Source organism: Segatella copri, from assembly GCF_051861805.1.
Lineage (GTDB): Bacteria > Bacteroidota > Bacteroidia > Bacteroidales > Bacteroidaceae > Prevotella > Prevotella copri_M.
On record NZ_CP146520.1, the window covers coordinates 1,877,631 to 1,896,643 of the forward strand.

The window sequence follows — 19,013 nt, forward strand, 5'->3', positions numbered from 1 at the left end:
ATGGGGCTTACTTGCGAAATTTAGTAAATAATTTAAAGACTTCAAAAATGAATACATTGGCTTTAACTTTCGCAATATGCTTAGTTCCGGCTACGGCATTTTTGATTTGGCTCTTTACTCCTTGGGGAAAGAAGTGGTCTAAGGAATTGTAGTGATGAAGAAGATAAAATATATAATGTTGGCTTGCTTGCTGACTGCAAGCCTGGGCATGGAAGCCAAGTCGATGAAAGACTTGCTGGTATCGATGCCGGATGAGATGATGCCTACACTCAACAGCAATATGCGACTGGAATTTGCCGAGTTGCAGGAGATGGGCGTGAAGGCTGAGGTGAAGAACCTGCTAGGGGAGGTGAGCGTGATGGATACGCTGACCCAGGACTTCGTGCAGGTACGCATGAGCAAGGTTTCTACTTTGCAGATGAAGAAGTTGCCAATGGAAAATGGCGACTCGGTGCTCTGTGTGGTCAAATCGTTCGCCGGACCAGAGAAGGAGAGTGAACTCTATTTCTTTAATCAAGAATGGAAAGTGCTTGATGCAAGCCGTTTCTTGGGTGGCAAGCGCATGGAAGACTTGGCGGAAACGCTCGTTCAGAAACCCGATACGATGAGCGAAAGTCGCTTTGCTGATTTAAAGGCGATGATTGAGCCTAAGATGGTGAGTGCTTTGCTCTTGCAGAACGAGAATGCACTGGTGGTTCGATTGGCTTCGCCATTGCTTTCGGCAGATGACAAAAAGGCGGTAAATGTCATAAAATTGCAAAGAAAGTTTAATTGGAATGGTAAAAGCTTTAAGGAGAGTTAAATACTTGAAGTTTTTTACAATAAATTATTGCAGGTTACGAGATTATTTGTAACTTTGCATCGTGTTTTTCATGGTATTAGATTATTAAGGTTAATAAAAGATTGGTTGTCGTGAGACAATCAATTTTTTTTTTTTGCCTATTTGAAGGTGTTTGGGTTGTTTAGAAGATAAACAACCCAATGATTCCACAGATGAAAAGCAGCAAAATCGGATTTGCTTTCTTGGCTTTGGTGAAATAGAATGCACCCAGAAAGAGGGCTACGCTGGCTCCGAAAGCAAATGGATTGTCGGTTGGCGATCCGAAATTCTCTTTATTCATCAGAAGTATGGCAGCAGCAGCTATCAGTCCGATGATGGCAGGACGGAGTCCGGCAAAGATATCCTTCACAATCTTGGAATCCTTATGGGTCATCAGATAGCGGCTGATGAGAATCATGATGATGAAGGGCAACCACATGATGGAGAGAGAGGCAAGGAAGGAACCCGCCCAGGCTGCCCAGGTAGGATAACCGGCATGAAGACAGGCTGTATAGCCCACGTAGGTGGCACAGTTGATGCCGATAGGCCCCGGAGTTGACTGGCTGATAGCCACAATATCCGTAAACTCGGCATTGGTGAGCCAGTGGTTCTTCACTACGGTTTCGTTGTGGATGAGCGAAAGCATCGCATATCCACCACCGAAATTAAATGTACCAATCTTGGTAAATATCAGGAATAACTTTAAAAATAGCATTTTCTAACTATAAAACTATAAACTATTAACTTTTAACTATAAACTTTCCATAAAGCCATCCCAGCACGCCGGCTGCAATGATAATATAGATAGGAGAAATGCCGAATGCGGCAATCAGCAGGCAGCAAACTACTGGTATCCAGATGTTGTAGCGGTTGATGTTTGCCGTCTTTGCCATCTTGAAGCAGGGAGCTGCAATCAGCGCTACCACGGCAGGACGAACGCCCGCAAAGAACTTGCCCACCCAATAATTGTCCTTGAACTGCTGGAAGAACATGGCAATGATGAGGATGGCGATGATGGAAGGAAGGGCAATGCCGATGGCACCCACGATGCCGCCCCATACCCCCTTCAGCTTGTAACCGATGTGGCTAGCCATATCGATAGCAAAGATGCCTGGAGTGGTTTGAGCCACCACCATGATGTCCATGAATTCCTGTTTGTCCATCCATTTGTTCTTATCCACGAATTCTTGTTCCATGATGGGAATCATAGCGTAGCCTCCACCCAGGGTAAAGGCACCAATCTTGTTACACGTAAGGAAAAACTTTACTAACATTATCTCTTTTATATTTTGATTTCGGGTGCAAAATTACATATTATTTGTTAAATAAGCTAGCTTTCAGAAGGAAAATCTTCAAAAATCTGTGTTCTTTAAGATAATTTGTGTATCTTTGCAAGATATAATCTGCAAAGCAATCCTGTTAATAACGAAAGGATGCAATCCCGTAAAAGCGAAAGGATGCAATCTGCAGAAAAATAAATTTAAACCAAAGAAAAAGAATTTAAGGATATGAATCTAAAAGTACGTTTGGCAGTGATGAACTTCCTGGAGTTCGCTGTTTGGGGAGCCTATCTCACTTCTATGGGCAACTATCTCGGCAAGGCCGGAATGGGTGCAGAAATCTCCTGGTTCTATACCATTCAGGGTATAGTATCTATCTTCATGCCTACCTTGATGGGTATTGTGGCGGATAAGTATATCCAGCCGCAGAGACTCCTGGGCTATTGCCATCTGCTGGCGGGTCTCTCGATGATAGGGCTGTTCCTGATGGGAGAGGCGAGTGCCATGCCTGATGAGGCTCTCTTCATGGCGGTTTATACCTTCAGCGTCGCTTTCTATATGCCTACGCTGGCACTGTCGAATACTTCGGCGTTCACTATCCTGAAAAATCATGGGCTGGATACCATCAAGGACTTCCCGCCTATCCGAGTCTTCGGCACCGTGGGCTTCATTGCCACCATGTGGATTGTCAACTGTGCTACCTGGGATCATGGCTCGTTCATGTTCCTCTTTTCGGAAAATGCTTATAAGTTCCAGTATACCCACCTCCAGTTCCTCGTTTCTGGTGCGTTGAGCATCGTGCTCTTCCTCTATTGCTTCACTCTGCCTCAGTGTCCGCTGGTCAAGAAGGAAGCTCGCAGTTGGGTGGAGACCTGGGGCTTCGATTCCTTCAAGCTCTTCAAGAGTCGTGAGATGGCGCTGTTCTTCATCTTCTCATGTATGCTCGGAATGAGTTTGCAGGTAACCAATGGTTATGCTACTCCATTTATCACCAGTTTCAAGGGTGATCCTAGTATGTTAGATACATTTGCAGCCAACAATGCCACTCTTCTGGTGTCAATTTCCCAGGTGGCAGAGGCACTCTGCATCCTCCTGATTCCATACTTCCTGAAGCGTTATGGCATCAAGGTAGTGATGCTTATCGCCATGTTTGCATGGGTATTCCGATTCGGATTCTTCGGTTTGGGTAATCCTGCATTCCCTGGTGTCATTCTCTTCGTGCTCTCCTGCATCGTCTATGGTGTGGCTTTCGACTTCTTCAACGTGTCGGGTGGTCTGTTCGTAGACCAGATGTGCGAGCCTAAGATCAGAGCATCTGCCCAGGGTTTGTTCATGCTGATGACCAATGGCTTGGGTGCATCTATTGGCACAATTCTTGCAGGACAGGTGATTAACCATTACTGTCACTGGGAAAATGGATATTTGATGGGCGATTGGCAGACTTGCTGGTTTATCTTCGCAGGTTATGCTCTTGTGGTCGGAGTTGCCTTCGCCGTATTGTTCAGACCAAAGAAGGAGACAAAACAATGATGTATAAATTAATTTATAAAGGGACTTTTTCTATTCCAGAGGCAGATGATGCCTGCGTAATCACGCTTACCGACATGGCGGAGACCCGTGCGCTCTCTATTGTGTTGGCTAAGGAGATGGCGAGCGAAATCAAACGGCATGAGCATAAGGCTGAAGAAACCCGAAATCATCTGGTTGATGTGTTTACACAGGTGCTGAAAGATGAGGAAATAACCCATTACCGCATTGAGTTCGAGGGTATTCAAGATCGTGGTTTCAAGGCAAAACTGGTAAATACGATAACCGGCAAGGGCTATGAACTTCTTCCGGAAACAGCTGTGCTGCTTTCGTTGACAAGTGGTTATGAGATGTGCGCCCCTCTGGAGGTGCTCCAGAAGTTCTCTACACCTTTTAATAAGGAAGTGATGAGTGTGGCTCTTCCAATCATGAGTTTGCCTGATTCTCTGTTGCAGAAGGCGTTGGATAAGGCCGTGGAGGAAGAAAACTACGAGGGTGCTTCCTTCATCCGTGATGAGATGAAGCGCCGTGAGGAAAAAAACAAGAAGTAACATAAAGAAATTAGATATTTCAAGAAAGAAATAAGATATTTCAAAGAAAGAGATTTGATATTTCTATGAAAGAGGTTAGATATTTCTATGTGCCTGAGGCAGCAACCCAGGTGGAATTGCCTGCCGAGGAGGCTACTCATGCGCTCCGTGTGCTGAGATTGAAGGGCGGTGACGAGATTTTCCTTATGGATGGGGAAGGTTCGTTCTATCGTGCCGAGGTGACGGCGGCTTCCAGCAAGCGCTGTCTCTATGAAATCAAGGAAACGATGCCGCAAGAGCGTGCCTGGAAGGGCCATATCCATCTGGCGATTGCTCCTACCAAGATGATGGAGCGCATCGAGTGGATGGCGGAGAAGGCTACGGAAATCGGTTTTGATGAGCTTTCTTTCCTCAACTGTCAGTTTTCTGAGCGTAAGGTGGTGAAGACGCCAAGAATCGACAAGATTGTGATATCTGCCGTGAAGCAGAGTCATAAGGCTTGGAAACCGGTGGTCAACGAACTGGAGAGCTTCAAGGAGTTCATCCAGACGCCTCGCCCAGGCAGAAAATTCATCTGCCATTGCTACGAGGAGATAGAGAAGAAAGACTTCTTCCAGGAAATCTCGTCATTCTCTGATAGTGCTGAAGGCAACGATGCATCCTCTGCTGATATTACGGTATTGGTAGGGCCGGAAGGCGATTTCTCCATCGATGAGGTTCGTCTTGCCCTGGAGAATGGTTACGAGAGCGTATCCTTGGGAACCAGCCGACTTCGCACGGAAACGGCGGGCTTGGTGGCGGTTCACATGGCGCATATCGCAAGAAGACTATAACAAAGATGATATAAGAAAAAATACATAAGTGTTAGTTTTTGTGATGAAAAGATTGTATAAGAACTTAGTTTTTATGGGCTTAGCAATAACTTTCTTATTGCTAAGCTCCTGTTCTGGCAGTGATTATCTCAATGCCATTCCTAAGAAAAGTACTGCCCTTATCTCTGTGGACATGAAGCAGATGACTGCTGATAAAAGCGACGAGGATAAGGCGGGCATGCTGAAAACTTTGCTCCATGTAGATGACGTAGATAATTGCGGCATCGATGTAAGCGAGAAGTTGTATCTCTTCGAAACGGCCGATGGCAACCTGGGACTCTGTGCCAAGGTGAGTAGCGAGGATGGTGTTTCTGATTGGCTCGCAACTCTCGCCAAAAAGCATATTGCCACCGAAGTAACGGAACGAAAAGGCTTCCATTTCTCGGTGTTGAAGAATTCCTGGCTCGTAGGATATTCTGATGAGGCTCTCCTCGTGATGGGTCCTGTGGTGGCTGATGCCCAGGCTCAGCTGCAGCAGCAGATGGTGAAATATCTCAAGGCTGATGAAGAGGATGGCATTACGGCTTCTCCTATGTTCGATCGTCTTTCGGGTATTTCGTCTCCGATGGCGATGGTGGCGCAGGCGCAGGCTCTGCCGGAAAAGTTTGTGGCTCCATTCACTCTGGGTGCTCCTAAGGATACCGATCCTTCACAGGTGGTTATTGCTGCCGAGATGAACGTGAAGGAGGGCATCCTGCAGATTCAGGGCGAGACTTTCTCCTTTAATAAGTCTATCGATGAGGCTCTTCAGAAGGCTCTTCAGAACTATCGCCCCATCAAGGGCAATTACGTGAAGTCGATGCCTGCTGATGCCTTGGCGGGTATCTTCATGAATGTGAAGGGTGAACAGTTCCTGCCGATGATGCAGAGCAACCGCAGTCTGCAGACTCTCCTGATGGGCATCAACCAGGCGGTGGATATGGATAATATCATGCGTAGTGTGGATGGCGACATGGCTATCATGATGCCAACCCTGGGCGATGCAAGCATGAAGATGATGATGGCTGCTAAGTTGGCGCATAGCAAATGGTTGGGTGATGTGGATTACTGGAAGACTTCCTGTCCTCCGGGTGCCAAGATTGCCAACTGGGGCAAGAATGCCTATTTCTATACCGATGGCAAGACTTCTTTCTACTTCGGAGTAACCGACGACAAGCAGTTCTTCAGCGGTAGCGATGAACTCTCTGCCCAATATGCCGTGAAGCCAAGCAATCATCCGATAGATGCGAAGATCCAGAAGCTCATCGTGGGGCAGAAACTGGCGATGGTCATCAATCTAGCCAAGAGTTCCAATGGTGATGGCTCTGGAAAGGACGATGCTATCTCTACCGTAACCGGTCTGCTCACCCCAATCTTCGGAAATCTCACTTCCGTGGTCTATACTTTAAAGGTAAAAGGGTAAATAAACATTATACATTATTAATTATACATTCATTAAATAATAAGGTGGAAAAGATTCAGCTTCATTCCGTTCTCCCGCAGGTCTTCGCCCAGCGTGACGACCTGAACTCGGAGATATGGAAGCAGGATGTTACCTTCGAGAAGGGACATCTTTATCTTGTAGAAGCGGAGAGTGGCAGCGGAAAGAGTACTTTCTGCAGCTATGTGCTCGGCTATCGTCACGACTACAGCGGAAGCGTGATGTTTGATCATGATGTTACCGCCAACTATAAGGTTTCTGATTGGGTAGAGATGCGAAAGCGTCACATCAGTCATCTCTTTCAGGAACTCCGTCTCTTCCCTGAGCTTACGGCGATGGAGAACGTGGAAATCAAGAATAAGCTTACGGGCTTCAAGACCCGTGAGCAGATTCTCAAGTGGTTTGATATGCTCGGCATTGCCGATAAGGTGGATGCAAAGATTGGCAGAATGTCGTTCGGACAGCAGCAGCGAGTAGCCATGATGCGCGCCCTCTGTCAGCCTTTCGACTTCATCCTCGCCGATGAACCAATCAGTCACCTTGACGACAACAACTCCCGCATCATGGGCGAAATCATGATGGCAGAGGCGAAGGAGCAGGGAGCTGGCGTCATCGTAACCAGCATCGGCAAGCACATGGATTTGCCTTACGAGCACGTGTTTAAACTTTAGTAAAGTTAATAATAAATGAATTTAGTTTGGAAATTACTTCGTCAGCATATCAGTATACCTCAGTTTGCCGGCTTTGCCTTTGCCAATCTCTTCGGTATGCTCATCGTCCTTTTCGGCTTCCAGTTTTATAAGGACGTGCTGCCTGTCTTCACCCAGGAAGACAGTTTTATGAAAGCCGACTATCTCATCATGAGCAAGAAGATAGGTATGGGAAATACCATCAGCGGTCGCTCAAATACCTTCTCGGGTGCCGAGATAGATGATGTAAGTGATCAGAAGTTCGTGAAGAAGGTGGGCAAGTTTACCTCCACCGAATACAAGGTAGATGCCCAGATGGGCGTAAACGGCGTGAATGTACTCAACAGCGAACTCTTCTTCGAGAGTGTTCCCGATGGTTTCGTGGATGTGCCGCTCAAGGACTGGAAATATACTCCAGGTTCCAAGGAAGTGCCTATCATCCTTCCGCGTACCTATATTAATATGTATAACTTCGGATTCGCCCAGAGCCACTCGCTGCCAAAGATAAGCGATGGACTGATGGGAATGATAGATTTCAACATCCAGATTCAGGCTGGCGGCAAGAAGGAGATGTTCAAGGGAAAGGTAATCGGTTTCTCTTCCCGCCTCAATACCATCCTCGTGCCACAGGCGTTCATGGATTGGAGCAACCAGGAGTTCGCACCTAACCAGAAGAGCGACCCTAACCGCCTGATTGTGGAAGTAGGAAATCCGGGCGACGAGAGCATCACCAAATATTTGGATGACAACGGCTACGAGGTGGAGACCGATAAGTTGGATGCCGAGAAGACCACCTATTTCCTGCGCATGATGGTGTCGCTGGTGATGGTAATCGGACTGGTGATTTCTATCCTGAGCTTCTATATTCTGATGCTCAGCATCTATCTGCTGGTACAGAAGAACTCATCCAAGTTGGAGAATCTGCTGCTGATAGGTTATAGTCCTAACGATGTGGCGAAACCATACCAGGTGCTCACCATCTCGCTGAATGTAGTGGTTCTCATCATTGCATGGGTCATTCTTTTCTTCGTTCGTGGCTACTACATGGACTTCATCGAAGCCATCTTCCCTGATCTCGACGAGGGAACGATGCTCCCTGCCATCTGCCTGGGCTTGGTTCTGTTCCTGATAGTCTCCATCCTAAACATCGTTGCCATCCGCCGCAAGGTGATGAGCATCTGGCAGAGAAAGGAGTGAAAAATATTATAAGCAAAATCCATAAATAAATAATAATTTAAAGAAAATCTGCGTTATTTGCTTAACGCAGATTTTTTTTTATGTTTAAAAGCATAAAATTCACCCTTTTGTAACACTTATATTGGATTTTTTGTTTAATTTTGCACTCGATAACGATATAAGAGGGAATATTTCCCAAACAATTAATTAAATTTTTATAATAAAAGGTATGCAGAAAAGATTGCATTTATTAGTGGCTTTGCTGGCCTTTATGGTAACCACAGCAATGGCGCAGATAACAACATCTAGCGTTAGTGGAAAGATCACAGCTAATGGCGAAGATGTCATTGGCGCAACAATCAAGGCTGTTCACCAACCTTCTGGTACAGTCTATCGTGCAGTGACCAACATGGATGGTCGTTATTCTATTCAGGGTATGCGCCCGGGTGGACCTTATGTTCTGGAAGTAACCTACGTGGGTTACAAGAACAAGCAGGTAAAGGGCATTTCTCTTTCTCTTGGTCAGAACACAGTCTTGAACGAGACTTTGGCTGAGGATGCTGCTCAGTTGGAAGACGTAGTGGTTGTGGCTGATCGCAACAACAACATGCGCACCGACCGTGCTGGTGCTACAACAAGTATTAATGCCGACCAGATTGAGGCTGTTCCTACCGTATCTCGTAGCATGAACGACCTCTTGAAGTTGACTCCTCAGGGTGCCAACGTAGGTAGCGGTTTCTCTGTAGGTGGTGGTAACTACCGTCAGTCTTATGTTACTGTGGATGGTGCTGCGTTCAACAACGCCTTCGGTATTGGTGGTAACCTGCCAGGTAACGGATCACCAATTTCTCTTGATGCATTGGATCAGATTTCAGTATCTTCATCTCCATACGATGTTCGTTTGAGTGGATTTACAGGTGGTGCTATCAGTGCCGTAACCAAGAGCGGTACCAATGATTTCAAGGGTACTGCATATATGTACACTACCAACTCTCACTTGCGTGGTAACAAGGTGAGCGATTACGAGTTGAATCGTCTCCAGTCTCATTCTACTACATGGGGTGCCAGCTTCGGTGGTCCTATCATCAAGGATAAGTTGTTCTTCTTCGCCAACGGTGAATATCAGAGCAACATCTCTGCTGGTCCTTCTGGTACAGCTCGTGTAAATGCTTCTGATGAGTGGTCTCCATCATCAGGTACTGTTCACCGCCCATTGCAGAGCGATATGGACAATATGCTCAGCTTCCTCAACAAGACCTATGGTTACAACCCAGGTCGTTATCAGGGATATTCTCTTGATACTCCATCATACAAGTTCCTGGCTCGTATCGACTGGAACATCAACGAGAACAACAAGTTGAACATCCGTTTCTCTAAGAGTCACGACAAGGATTCTTCAAATCCATCTAGCTCAACCACTCCATTCAAGGATACTGTAATCTATCCTGGTGGAAAATCTGATGGCGTTACCATCTCCGGAGGTAAGTCTCAGTCGGGTCGTACAGCTAATTCTGGTTTGTATTTTGAGAGTTCCCGTTATTATCAGGAGAAGAACTTTACCTCTTTGGCAGCAGAGTGGAACTCAAAGTGGGGAATCTTGAATAATGTACTCCGTGGTACTTATTCTTATCAGGATGAGCCTCGTACCTATCTTGGTGGTGTGTTCCCAACAGTGGACATCTTGAAGGAAGGTGCTTATTATATGGGCTTCGGTCCTGACCCATTCACCCAGGGTAACTTGCGACAGGTGAAGACTTTCGTTGTTACAGACGAGGCTTCATGGGCAATGGGCATTCAGAATTTCACTGCAGGTGTTCAGTATGAGAGCAATGAAGCAGTGAATGGTTTCGGTGCAGCATCTGCTGGTTACTATGTGTATGATTCACCTGAGGCTTTCATGGCTGGTGGAGCTCCTGTTGCATATGGTGTAACTTTCCCAATGGATGGTAGCGACCAGTTCAAGGCTAAGATGAAATACAATCAGTTCTCTGCTTACATTCAGGATCAGGTAAACTTTTCAGATCGTTTTCGCCTGACAGGTGGCTTACGCTTTGAATTACCTATCTATCCTGAACTCAAAAATAACTATAACAATGCATTTGCTGCCATCAAATTCAAGCAGAACGATGGCTCTCTGCAGAGCTATGCTACCGATCAGCTGCCTGATGCTCCATTGACAGTTTCGCCTCGTGTAGGTTTCAACTGGGATGTTTTCGGTAATCACAAACTGGTTCTCCGTGGAGGTACTGGTTACTTCATTGGTCGTTTGCCATTCGTATGGCTTGTGTCTGCTGTGGGTAACTCAGGTTGTGGTCAGTATACTTATTTTTATAATAATATTACAGACAAGACCCTTTATACGATGAAGCACTTCCATGCTGATCGCGATGGTCAGGTGAAGGAACTTACCGACCAAGGCTTGTCTGCATCACGTGAGACTGCAGCTGCTCCTTCTGCCCCAACAATTATCGACAAAGACTTGAAGATGAACGCTACGTGGAAGAGCTCTTTGGCAATTGACGTAAAGTTACCTTACGACATCGATTTCTCGTTGGAGGGTATCTATAGCCGTGAGTTTAATCCTGCTATCGTAGTCAACAAGGGTTACTGTTATGAAGGCGGAAAAACCATTGAGCTTGCCCCTGGTGACACTCGTCGCTACTACTCATTGAGTGCAAGTGGCAATAAGGATAATGAGTATCAGAATGCTTATATGATTACCAATGCTGGTCATAAAGCATACTATTACTCAATTACTGCATCTTTGGCTAAGAAGTTTGCCTTCGGTTTGAACCTCTCTGCATCTTATACCTATTCAAAGGCTAGATCTTATAGTGATGGTGTGGGCGATCAGGTTAACTCAGCATACTATAACAACCGTTACTCTGTAAATGGTAACAACGAGATGGAGTTGGGTTATGGTACATACGTGGCTCCTAACCGTTTGCTTATCTCTGCTTCCTACAAGAAGGATTATGCAAAGCATTTCGGTTCTGAGGTAGGTTTGATTTATGAAGGCATGAACATCGGTTATGCTGATGGTTACAGCTGCACACGCTATTCTTATAACTTGGGTACAAATGTTGTTAATGATTATGGTTCTAATGCCCTGATGTATGTGCCAGAGTCTCGTGAGGCTCTCAATGACTGGAAATTCATGGATGTTACTAATTCCAAGACAGGTGAGGTTACATATACTGCAGATGCACAGCGTGATGATTTCTGGAATTATATCAACCAGGATTCTTACTTGAAGAACCGCAAGGGACAATATGCTGAGCGTGGTGGTGCAGTTATGCCTTGGCATCATCAGTTGGACTTCAAGTTCAACCAGAACTTCTATCTCAATGTGGGTGGTCAGAAGAATACGCTTCAGTTTGGTGTAGATATCAAGAATTTGGCCAACTTGCTCAATAGTAGCTGGGGACTCTACAAGAGTGTTAAGAATACTGCTGCCTTGAAGTGGTCTGCTGAGAAGAAGGATAAGAAGACGGGTGTTGTAACTCCTGCTCATTTCAATTTCCAAAAGGATGGTAAGAATGTATTGAGCAAGACTTACACTAATTTGACAAGCTTCAACTCAACCTATTCTATCCAGTTCTCTATCCGTTACATCTTCAACTAATGGATAAGGTTCTTGGGAAGAATAGATAAGATTCAAGTCTGAATAGATAGATTTGAGTCAGAATAGATAAGCCATAAAATATAGGATGCACTTCTCTAGTAATAGGGGAGTGCATCTTTTTTTTGTCTGCGTGTTTGGCAGTTATAGTCAGCTGTTTATATCCCAAAACACCCATTTCGGGGTCTTTTTCCAATTTTAATCGAATTTTCTTCCTCTAAAAACTTGTTATTTCAAAAATTTTGTTTAAATTTGCAGCTAAGAAGTATAAAAAGGATTAAGTAAGTCTTCTAGGAAGATAAGATCCTGTTATTATTAACCAATTTATCTGAAATTCTATGCAGAAAAGATTGCATTTATTAGTGGTTTTGCTAGCCTTTGTTGTCTCTACGGCAATGGCGCAGATTACCACATCAGGCATCAGCGGTAAGGTAACATCCGACAATGAGAGTGTCATCGGTGCTACCGTTACTGCCATTCACCAGCCTTCAGGTACGGTGTATCGTGCCGTGACGAATATCGATGGCCGTTACACCATCCAGGGTATGCGTCCGGGTGGACCATACAAGGTTGAAGTATCTTACATCGGATACAAGGACAAGAGTGTCAATAATGTAAACCTGAGCTTGGGTGAAACTACCAACCTCACCTTCTCCTTGAAGGAGGATGCGCATCAGCTCCAGGAAGTGGTGGTAGCTGGCAAGGCGGGTCTCGCTGCTTCACGTACAGGTGCTGCCACCAGTATGAATGCCGAGCAGATCAACAATATGCCTAGTATCACCCACGGTATTGCCGATGTGGCTCGATTGAACCCTCAGCTCACGGTTACCAATTCGGGTAACATGTCGTTTGCCGGTACCAACAACCGATACAACAACTTCATGATTGATGGTGCGGCCAACAACGACGTGTTCGGTCTGGCTTCCAGCGGTAACAACGGCGGTCAGGCGGGTACTCAGCCTGTATCTATGGAGACCATCGAGCAGATTCAGGTGTCTGTAGCTCCTTTCGATGTGCGACAGAGCGGTTTCACCGGTGGTGCCATCAATGCCATCACCAAGAGCGGTACCAACAAGTTCCACGGTTCTGCCTATTACTATGGCTACAACCAGGACCTCATCGGTACCAAGTATCCTTATCTGGATGGAACGGGTTATGCACCTAAGTATCAGAAGCAGACTCAGTACAACATGGGTGTCACCCTGGGTGGACCTATCATCAAGAACAAACTCTTCTTCTTCGCCAACTACGAGCGTACCAACAAGGAGTATCCTAACCTCTATGGCGTGGATTCCGGTAACTCGAAGGTGAATACCGAGCAGGCTAAGGACATCATGAATATGTTGCAGAAGATGGCTGAGAAGCAGGGCGTAGCATTCAATGACTACTTCAGCAACCAGGATATCTACACCAAGAGCGATAAGGCGGGCTTGAAACTCGACTGGAACATCAACGAGTTCAACAAATTTGCCATCCGCTGGAGTCTGGTCAAGGCAGAGCAGTTGAGTGGCGGCGGCAGTGCTTCCAGCCTGAACACCTATGCCTACAGCTATCCTTTCAAGAGCAATACCAACTCTTTCATCGCTGAGCTTCAGAGCCGTATCTCTCCAAACGTGAGCAATGAGGCCCGTGTCAGCTTCGTAAGAGTACGCGATAGCCGTGATATCAAGGCCAACCTCCCTATGATTTCCATCACAGGTGTGGGTAGCGGTACGGTGAACATCGGTACAGAGCGTAACTCTCAGGCTAACTACCTGAACCAGGACATCTGGACCATTGAGGACAACCTGACTTGGCTCCGTGGCAACCATACCTTCATCTTCGGTACCCACAACGAGTTTTACCATTTCAAGAACATGTTCATCTCTGATAAGTTCGGTTCTTATACCTTCAAGGGTTATGACAACTTCAAGGCTTATTACGATGATTACATGGCTGGAACATTGGATCCTAACAAGGCTTACATGAACCAGTATCGATATGGACAGGCTAACACAAGCGTAACCGGCGACCCTAACTGGGCGTCAGAATTCTCATCTGGCCAGTTCGGTTTCTATGCGCAGGATAAGTGGAATGCCAGCAACAATTTCACTCTTACCTATGGTCTCCGTCTGGATATTCCGGTGTTCTTTGATACTCCGATGGAGAATGCCGAGTTCAACGCCTTGTCTGAGAAGATGGGTTGGGGCATGAAGACCAATGATAAGCTCAACTTCTCTCCAATGTTCTCTCCTCGTGTGGGATTCCGTTGGGACATCAACAACGACCGTAAGTTCATCCTCCGTGGTGGTGCAGGCGTCTTCACCGGTCGCATCCCATTCGTTTGGGTAAGCAACAACTTCTCAGGCACAGGTCTGCAGCTTTCTTCATACGATAGCAACAACTCTTCTACCAAGGGCTTGGAGCTCATCCTCGACCCAAGCAAGCAGAATGTCAATGCCGATAAGATGAAGGTGAGCGCCGGTAACCAGGATGTTGCCGTTTGCAGCAAGAACTTTAAGTTTGCTCAGAACCTCCGTCTTAACCTCGGTTTCGACTTTGAACTGTTGGGCATCGACTGGACCGCTGAGGCCATCTACTCAAAGACATTGAATGATATTCTCTATAAGAACCTGGCTCAGGAGCAGAGTGGTGAAACCTTCTCTCAGAAGTATGGTTACGAGTGGGACAACCGTCCGCTCTATCAGAGCGTAGTGAAGGGTACTCCTATCGCAGGTGTCTATGCCCTGGGCAATACATCGAAGGGTCATACCATCAACCTCTCTCTGAAGGCAGAGAAGCATTTCGACTTCGGTCTCGACCTGATGGCAAGTTATACCTGGACCCGCTCTCGCAGTGCTGCCAATGGCGGTTCTTCTGTGGCTAAGAGTTCATGGACTTACCAGTATACTCATCGCGACTGCAACGACTTGGAGGTGGGTAACTCTGCCTACAACGTGCCTCACCGCATCCAGGCATCTGCTTACTACCACATTGACTATGGTCATCAGAAGCAGTGGAAGACAACCCTGGGTGTCATCTACCAGGCTAAGAGCGGTTCACCTTACACCTATTATTATTATGGTGATGTGAACGAGGATGGTTCCAAGGGTAATGACCTGTTCTTCATCCCAACCGATGCACAGATTGACAAGATGCGTTTCGAGGAAACCAAGTATAACAACAATACCTTCACCAAGCGCATGTTTGGCGATAACCATGGCGATAAGCTCACCGAGGAGATGCAGCGTGAGATGTTGAAGAAGTGGATTGCAGAGGATTCTTACCTCAGCAAGCACCGTGGTGAGTACTACGAGCGTTATGCTGATAACCTGCCATTCGAGCATCATTTCGATGTTCACTTCGGTCAGAAGTACAGCTTCAAGGTAGCTGGTCAGATTAACTCCATCGAGTTGACCTTCGATATCCTCAACGTGGGCAACCTGCTGAACAAGGATTGGGGTCATACCTATGGTGATGGCTTTGGCACCTACTATTCTCCTGTTGAATATCAGGGAGGTGGTGTTTACCGATTCACCGGTGCTTATGCTTACAAGAGCTATAGCGATTACTACAGCCGCTGGCGTGGTCAGATTGGTTTGAAGTATACTTTCTAAAAAAGCATATTTCATTTTGAAGTAAAAACAGATAAGATAATCAAGTAAAATAAAAGTCCCTGGAGATGTTTCCATTCTCCAGGGACTTTTATTTTGTTTCTATTCATCAATGTCTATCTATCTTCAAAGCTAAAAATATCTATCCTTAAGGCAAAAAATATTTTCCCTTAAGGCTAATTATATTTTCCCTTAAGGCTAAATATATTTCTCCTTAAGGCTAATTATATTTCCTCTTCAGGCTATATAAATCTATCCTTTATGAGGAATCAGCTTCCCCTTAGATAAACAAATCCTTCTTTGGCATGCCCGGCATGTATTTCTGTCTCAGTTTTTCAAAGAAAGCCATGCTGTCGTTTGAGAAACCGTGACCCTTCCAGGTGGATGTGTTTGTGATGAGAATCCAGCACTGACCGTCGGGATACTTCAGAACCAGAGCCGATGTGCCGGCCAGTGAACCCGTGCGAATCCATGGGCGATTGCTCTTCGGCGTGTAGTTCCAGCCGATGGAATACTGATGGTCGGGCTGCTCGGTGGTCATAAACTGGATGCTCTTCTTGCTCAGGATATCCTTCACATGAGGCATTCCGTCGATGCTGGCGATGAAACGGCTCAGCTCGGCAGCCGAACCACACCAGGCTCCTGCACCCGACAAGCGTGGAAGGTCGGTGTCACCATAGCATTTCTCCACCAGTCGTCCACTGTTGTTGTATTCATACACAGGGATGCTGCCCTGGTGCATGTAGTACTTCGTCTCGTTGGGGCGACGGTTCTTTAAGTAAGTGCCGGCGATGTGCATGTCGTAGCATCCGGCAGGCTGGAGCACATACTTCTGCATGAAGTTCTCGTATTTCATGCCACTCTTCTTCTCAATCACCATCGAAAGAATCATGTAGCCCAGGTTGCTGTAGCATTTGCCCTGACCCGGCGTATAACCCAGATGGCGCTTCAGCAGAATCCTGAGCAGCGTCTTGTGGTCGGGAGGCGTAGTGAGGCGGTTTTGCATCATGATGTATCGGGTGGAGGATACCGGGTCGCCGGCGTAGTTGTTGAAACCCGCCTGATGGCGAAGCAGCTGCTCCACGGTGATGTCGTAGTATCGCTGGTCCTTGATGCCATTGTTATAGGTGGTATCGTTCAGGATTCCCTTCGGTCCGAACACCTTCTCGTTCAGCTTCAGTTTCTTCATCTCCTGCAGTTTCATGATGCCCACAGCCGTGATGAGCTTCGATACCGAGGCAAATCGCATCAGCATGTTAGGCTCCATCTTGATGCCCTTTTCCTTGTCAGCCCATCCGAATCCGCGGGCGTAGAGCAGGGAGTCGTTGCGGGTGATGACGAGCTGGGCACCGTTGATTTCCCATCGTTTCAGGTATCTCTCTACCACGGAGTCAATCTCGTGGTATTCCTTTCCCTCAGTCAGGGCGTTCGAGATGGAGTCGTTGATGTGCGCCTTGGGCAGGGTATCCGCTTTAGCCTTCTCGTCAGATGATGAACAGCGGGATACGCAGCTGTGCGTAGTCCATCCTATGATAGCGGTGAACGTAATCAGTATGATAGCGATGCGTTTCTTTCTTAATCTTCTTGCCATTGTTTTCTTTAAAATATAGGTTTATGCCATGACTAGCTTCAGCTCCTGGGTGAGTTTGGCGATGGCTGGGTTCTCCTTCATCAGGTTGTCCAGCAATTCCCGTTTCGAGAGAATCTTGGTCACCTCGTTGGCTTCTGCCAGTCGGTAGTCGATGGTTACAGATTGGTTGCCCAGTCCTATCTTGAAGGTTTGCAGTATTCTTCCCTTGATGCTCTGAATGTCGTTGAGCAGCAGCTGGTTGTCTACCACCACTTCTATGTTCGGGTATTGGGTAATCTTCGGAACCACCGCTTTCATGCGGTTGGCAAGACCAATGAAATCCTTCACGTTCTGCATTCTCAGACACATGCCTATCCATTGTCCTTCCACCTGTTCCTGGGTAAATTCGATATCCGTAGCCGTATCTGTATGGGCAGCCTGGGCGTTCGGGTCGTCCTTCAACTGGTCGATAGGATTATACGTGCGTCGGCTAGCCTCTTCTGTTTTCTTCAGGTTGGCAAAACTCATGCCTATGCCGCTCAGTTTCACCTGGCTTATCTTCTTCTTCGCAGGAGCTGCTTTTGTAGCTGCTTTTGGCGCAGCAGTAGCCGCAGCGACAGTCGCAGCTTCTCCCTCTGGGGATGAGGCTGTGCTTCCGCTCTCTTGCCCGGCACCTGCACCCTGAGCAGCAGGCTTAAGCTGGGCAATGATTTTCTGAAACAGGGATTTTAGTCTATGGGGCGTACGCCCCGCACTAGGCACGTCCTGGTCTTCCGGTTGTGTAATCTGTCCTATCTGTATCAGGGTAAGCTCTACCAGCAGGCGCTTGTTCGAACTCTGGCGATAGTGCACATCGCATTCGTTCATCAGTTTCAGTGCCTTATATAAGAAAGGTGTAGGTGCCTTCTTAGCCTGTTCGGCATACTTTGCCTTCTGCTCGTCGCTTACTTCCAGCAGGGGCAGGGTCTGAGGGTCTTTTGCCATCATCACGTTTCTCACGTGCTTGGCGAGTCCCTGAATCATGTTGCCGCCGTCGAATCCCTTGTTCAGGATGCCGTCGAGCACCACCATCATCTGGCTTATCTTGTTCTCTATGGCGAGGTCTACCAGCTTGAAGTAGTTGTCGCTGTCGAGCACGTTCAGGTCTTCTATCACCTTCTGATAGGTAATGTCGCCCTGGCAGAAGCTTGCCGCCTGGTCGAAGATGGAGAGGGCATCGCGCATACCGCCGTCTGCTTTCTCGGCGATGACAGCGAGTGCCTGATCCTCGTATTTCACGCCTTCCTTCTCAGCTACCATCTTCAGGTGGGCGATGGTATTGGCCACGGTCATGCGCTCGAAGTCGTAAATCTGGCATCGGCTCAGGATGGTAGGCAGGATCTTGTGCTTCTCGGTGGTGGCGAGGATGAAGATCACGTGCGATGGCGGCTCCTCCAGCGTCTTGAGGAAGGCATTGAAGGCAGCGGCACTCAGCATGTGCACCTCGTCGATGATGAACACCTTGTATTTACCCACCTGAGGCGGGATGCGGGTCTGCTCCATCAGGGTCTTGATCTGGTCAACGCCATTGTTGCTGGCGGCGTCCAGCTCAAAGATGTTGTACGAACGCTGTTCGTTGAAAGCCTTGCAGCTCTCGCACTCGTTGCATGCCTCGCCGTCTTCGCGGGGATGCTCGCAGTTGATTGCCTTGGCAAAGATGCGGGCACAAGTGGTCTTGCCCACGCCTCGAGGACCGCAGAAGAGGTAGGCGTGCGCCAGCTTGCCGCTCTTCACCGCGTTCTTCAGAGTGGTGGTCAATGCACTCTGTCCAACAACCGAATCGAAGGTCATCGGACGGTATTTTCTTGCAGAAACGATGTATTCTTCCATTACTTTTTGCTTGAAACTTTGTTGTCTTGCATTATTTTTTCTTAA

At 47.1% G+C, this 19,013-nt stretch carries 13 protein-coding genes; 9 read left to right on the forward strand and 4 right to left on the reverse strand.

Annotated features, from left to right (window positions below):
* Positions 1–154: 154 nt before the first annotated feature.
* Complete coding sequence (locus V8Z93_RS07160) at positions 155–802, forward strand: DUF3256 family protein (RefSeq protein WP_439431106.1); 648 nt, start codon at positions 155–157, stop codon at positions 800–802.
* Between the two features lie 160 nt (positions 803–962).
* Here V8Z93_RS07160 and V8Z93_RS07165 read toward each other — a convergent pair whose 3' ends face one another.
* A complete protein-coding gene (locus V8Z93_RS07165) occupies positions 963–1,535 on the reverse strand; it encodes a chromate transporter (RefSeq protein WP_203040245.1) in 573 nt (190 codons plus the stop codon).
* A 25-nt stretch (positions 1,536–1,560) separates the two neighbouring features.
* Positions 1,561–2,094, reverse strand: a complete 534-nt coding sequence (locus V8Z93_RS07170) for a chromate transporter (RefSeq protein ID WP_218411650.1) — start codon at positions 2,092–2,094, stop codon at positions 1,561–1,563.
* A gap of 234 nt (positions 2,095–2,328) precedes the next feature.
* On the opposite strand from V8Z93_RS07170, the gene V8Z93_RS07175 reads away from it, so the two are divergent.
* The 8 genes from V8Z93_RS07175 (at position 2,329) to V8Z93_RS07210 (ending at position 15,532) form a co-directional block, all read left to right on the forward strand.
* Positions 2,329–3,630, forward strand: a complete 1,302-nt coding sequence (locus tag V8Z93_RS07175; protein ID WP_439431107.1) for an MFS transporter — start codon at positions 2,329–2,331, stop codon at positions 3,628–3,630.
* Complete coding sequence (locus tag V8Z93_RS07180) at positions 3,627–4,178, forward strand: bifunctional nuclease domain-containing protein (protein WP_439431108.1); 552 nt, start codon at positions 3,627–3,629, stop codon at positions 4,176–4,178. The genes V8Z93_RS07175 and V8Z93_RS07180 overlap by 4 nt, the downstream gene beginning before the upstream one ends.
* A gap of 65 nt (positions 4,179–4,243) precedes the next feature.
* Positions 4,244–4,990: a 16S rRNA (uracil(1498)-N(3))-methyltransferase gene (locus V8Z93_RS07185; protein WP_299332298.1), complete on the forward strand. Its 747-nt coding sequence runs from the start codon at positions 4,244–4,246 to the stop codon at positions 4,988–4,990.
* 73 nt (positions 4,991–5,063) lie between these two features.
* Entirely contained in the window at positions 5,064–6,431 is a 1,368-nt protein-coding gene (locus V8Z93_RS07190; RefSeq protein WP_439431109.1) for a DUF4836 family protein, read from the forward strand.
* 44 nt (positions 6,432–6,475) lie between these two features.
* On the forward strand, positions 6,476–7,120 hold the full coding sequence (locus tag V8Z93_RS07195; RefSeq protein WP_439431110.1) for an ATP-binding cassette domain-containing protein: 645 nt from the start codon (positions 6,476–6,478) through the stop codon (positions 7,118–7,120).
* Positions 7,121–7,135: 15 nt separating this feature from the next.
* Entirely contained in the window at positions 7,136–8,335 is a 1,200-nt protein-coding gene (locus V8Z93_RS07200; RefSeq protein WP_439431111.1) for an ABC transporter permease, read from the forward strand.
* A 208-nt stretch (positions 8,336–8,543) separates the two neighbouring features.
* Positions 8,544–11,939, forward strand: coding sequence for a TonB-dependent receptor (locus tag V8Z93_RS07205; protein WP_439431112.1), 3,396 nt, complete (start codon positions 8,544–8,546; stop codon positions 11,937–11,939).
* A gap of 335 nt (positions 11,940–12,274) precedes the next feature.
* Entirely contained in the window at positions 12,275–15,532 is a 3,258-nt protein-coding gene (locus V8Z93_RS07210) for a TonB-dependent receptor (RefSeq protein ID WP_439431113.1), read from the forward strand.
* 277 nt (positions 15,533–15,809) lie between these two features.
* On the opposite strand, the gene V8Z93_RS07215 is transcribed toward V8Z93_RS07210, so the two are convergent.
* Together V8Z93_RS07215 and V8Z93_RS07220 are read right to left on the reverse strand one after the other, a co-directional pair.
* Positions 15,810–17,120, reverse strand: a complete 1,311-nt coding sequence (locus tag V8Z93_RS07215; protein WP_439431114.1) for a serine hydrolase domain-containing protein — start codon at positions 17,118–17,120, stop codon at positions 15,810–15,812.
* A 21-nt stretch (positions 17,121–17,141) separates the two neighbouring features.
* A complete protein-coding gene (locus V8Z93_RS07220) occupies positions 17,142–18,968 on the reverse strand; it encodes a DNA polymerase III subunit gamma/tau (protein ID WP_439431115.1) in 1,827 nt (608 codons plus the stop codon).
* Positions 18,969–19,013 lie beyond the last annotated feature (45 nt).

What these genes read in the sequence shown, in the direction of transcription:
- V8Z93_RS07160 (WP_439431106.1), top strand. Translation starts at nt 155, where the DNA reads ATGAAGAAGATAAAATATATAATGTTGGCTTGCTTGCTGACTGCAAGC.
- V8Z93_RS07165 (WP_203040245.1), bottom strand. Translation starts at nt 1,535, where the DNA reads ATGCTATTTTTAAAGTTATTCCTGATATTTACCAAGATTGGTACATTT.
- V8Z93_RS07170 (WP_218411650.1), bottom strand. Translation starts at nt 2,094, where the DNA reads ATGTTAGTAAAGTTTTTCCTTACGTGTAACAAGATTGGTGCCTTTACC.
- V8Z93_RS07175 (WP_439431107.1), top strand. Translation starts at nt 2,329, where the DNA reads ATGAATCTAAAAGTACGTTTGGCAGTGATGAACTTCCTGGAGTTCGCT.
- V8Z93_RS07180 (WP_439431108.1), top strand. Translation starts at nt 3,627, where the DNA reads ATGATGTATAAATTAATTTATAAAGGGACTTTTTCTATTCCAGAGGCA.
- V8Z93_RS07185 (WP_299332298.1), top strand. Translation starts at nt 4,244, where the DNA reads ATGAAAGAGGTTAGATATTTCTATGTGCCTGAGGCAGCAACCCAGGTG.
- V8Z93_RS07190 (WP_439431109.1), top strand. Translation starts at nt 5,064, where the DNA reads ATGGGCTTAGCAATAACTTTCTTATTGCTAAGCTCCTGTTCTGGCAGT.
- V8Z93_RS07200 (WP_439431111.1), top strand. Translation starts at nt 7,136, where the DNA reads ATGAATTTAGTTTGGAAATTACTTCGTCAGCATATCAGTATACCTCAG.
- V8Z93_RS07205 (WP_439431112.1), top strand. Translation starts at nt 8,544, where the DNA reads ATGCAGAAAAGATTGCATTTATTAGTGGCTTTGCTGGCCTTTATGGTA.
- V8Z93_RS07210 (WP_439431113.1), top strand. Translation starts at nt 12,275, where the DNA reads ATGCAGAAAAGATTGCATTTATTAGTGGTTTTGCTAGCCTTTGTTGTC.
- V8Z93_RS07215 (WP_439431114.1), bottom strand. Translation starts at nt 17,120, where the DNA reads ATGGCAAGAAGATTAAGAAAGAAACGCATCGCTATCATACTGATTACG.
- V8Z93_RS07220 (WP_439431115.1), bottom strand. Translation starts at nt 18,968, where the DNA reads ATGGAAGAATACATCGTTTCTGCAAGAAAATACCGTCCGATGACCTTC.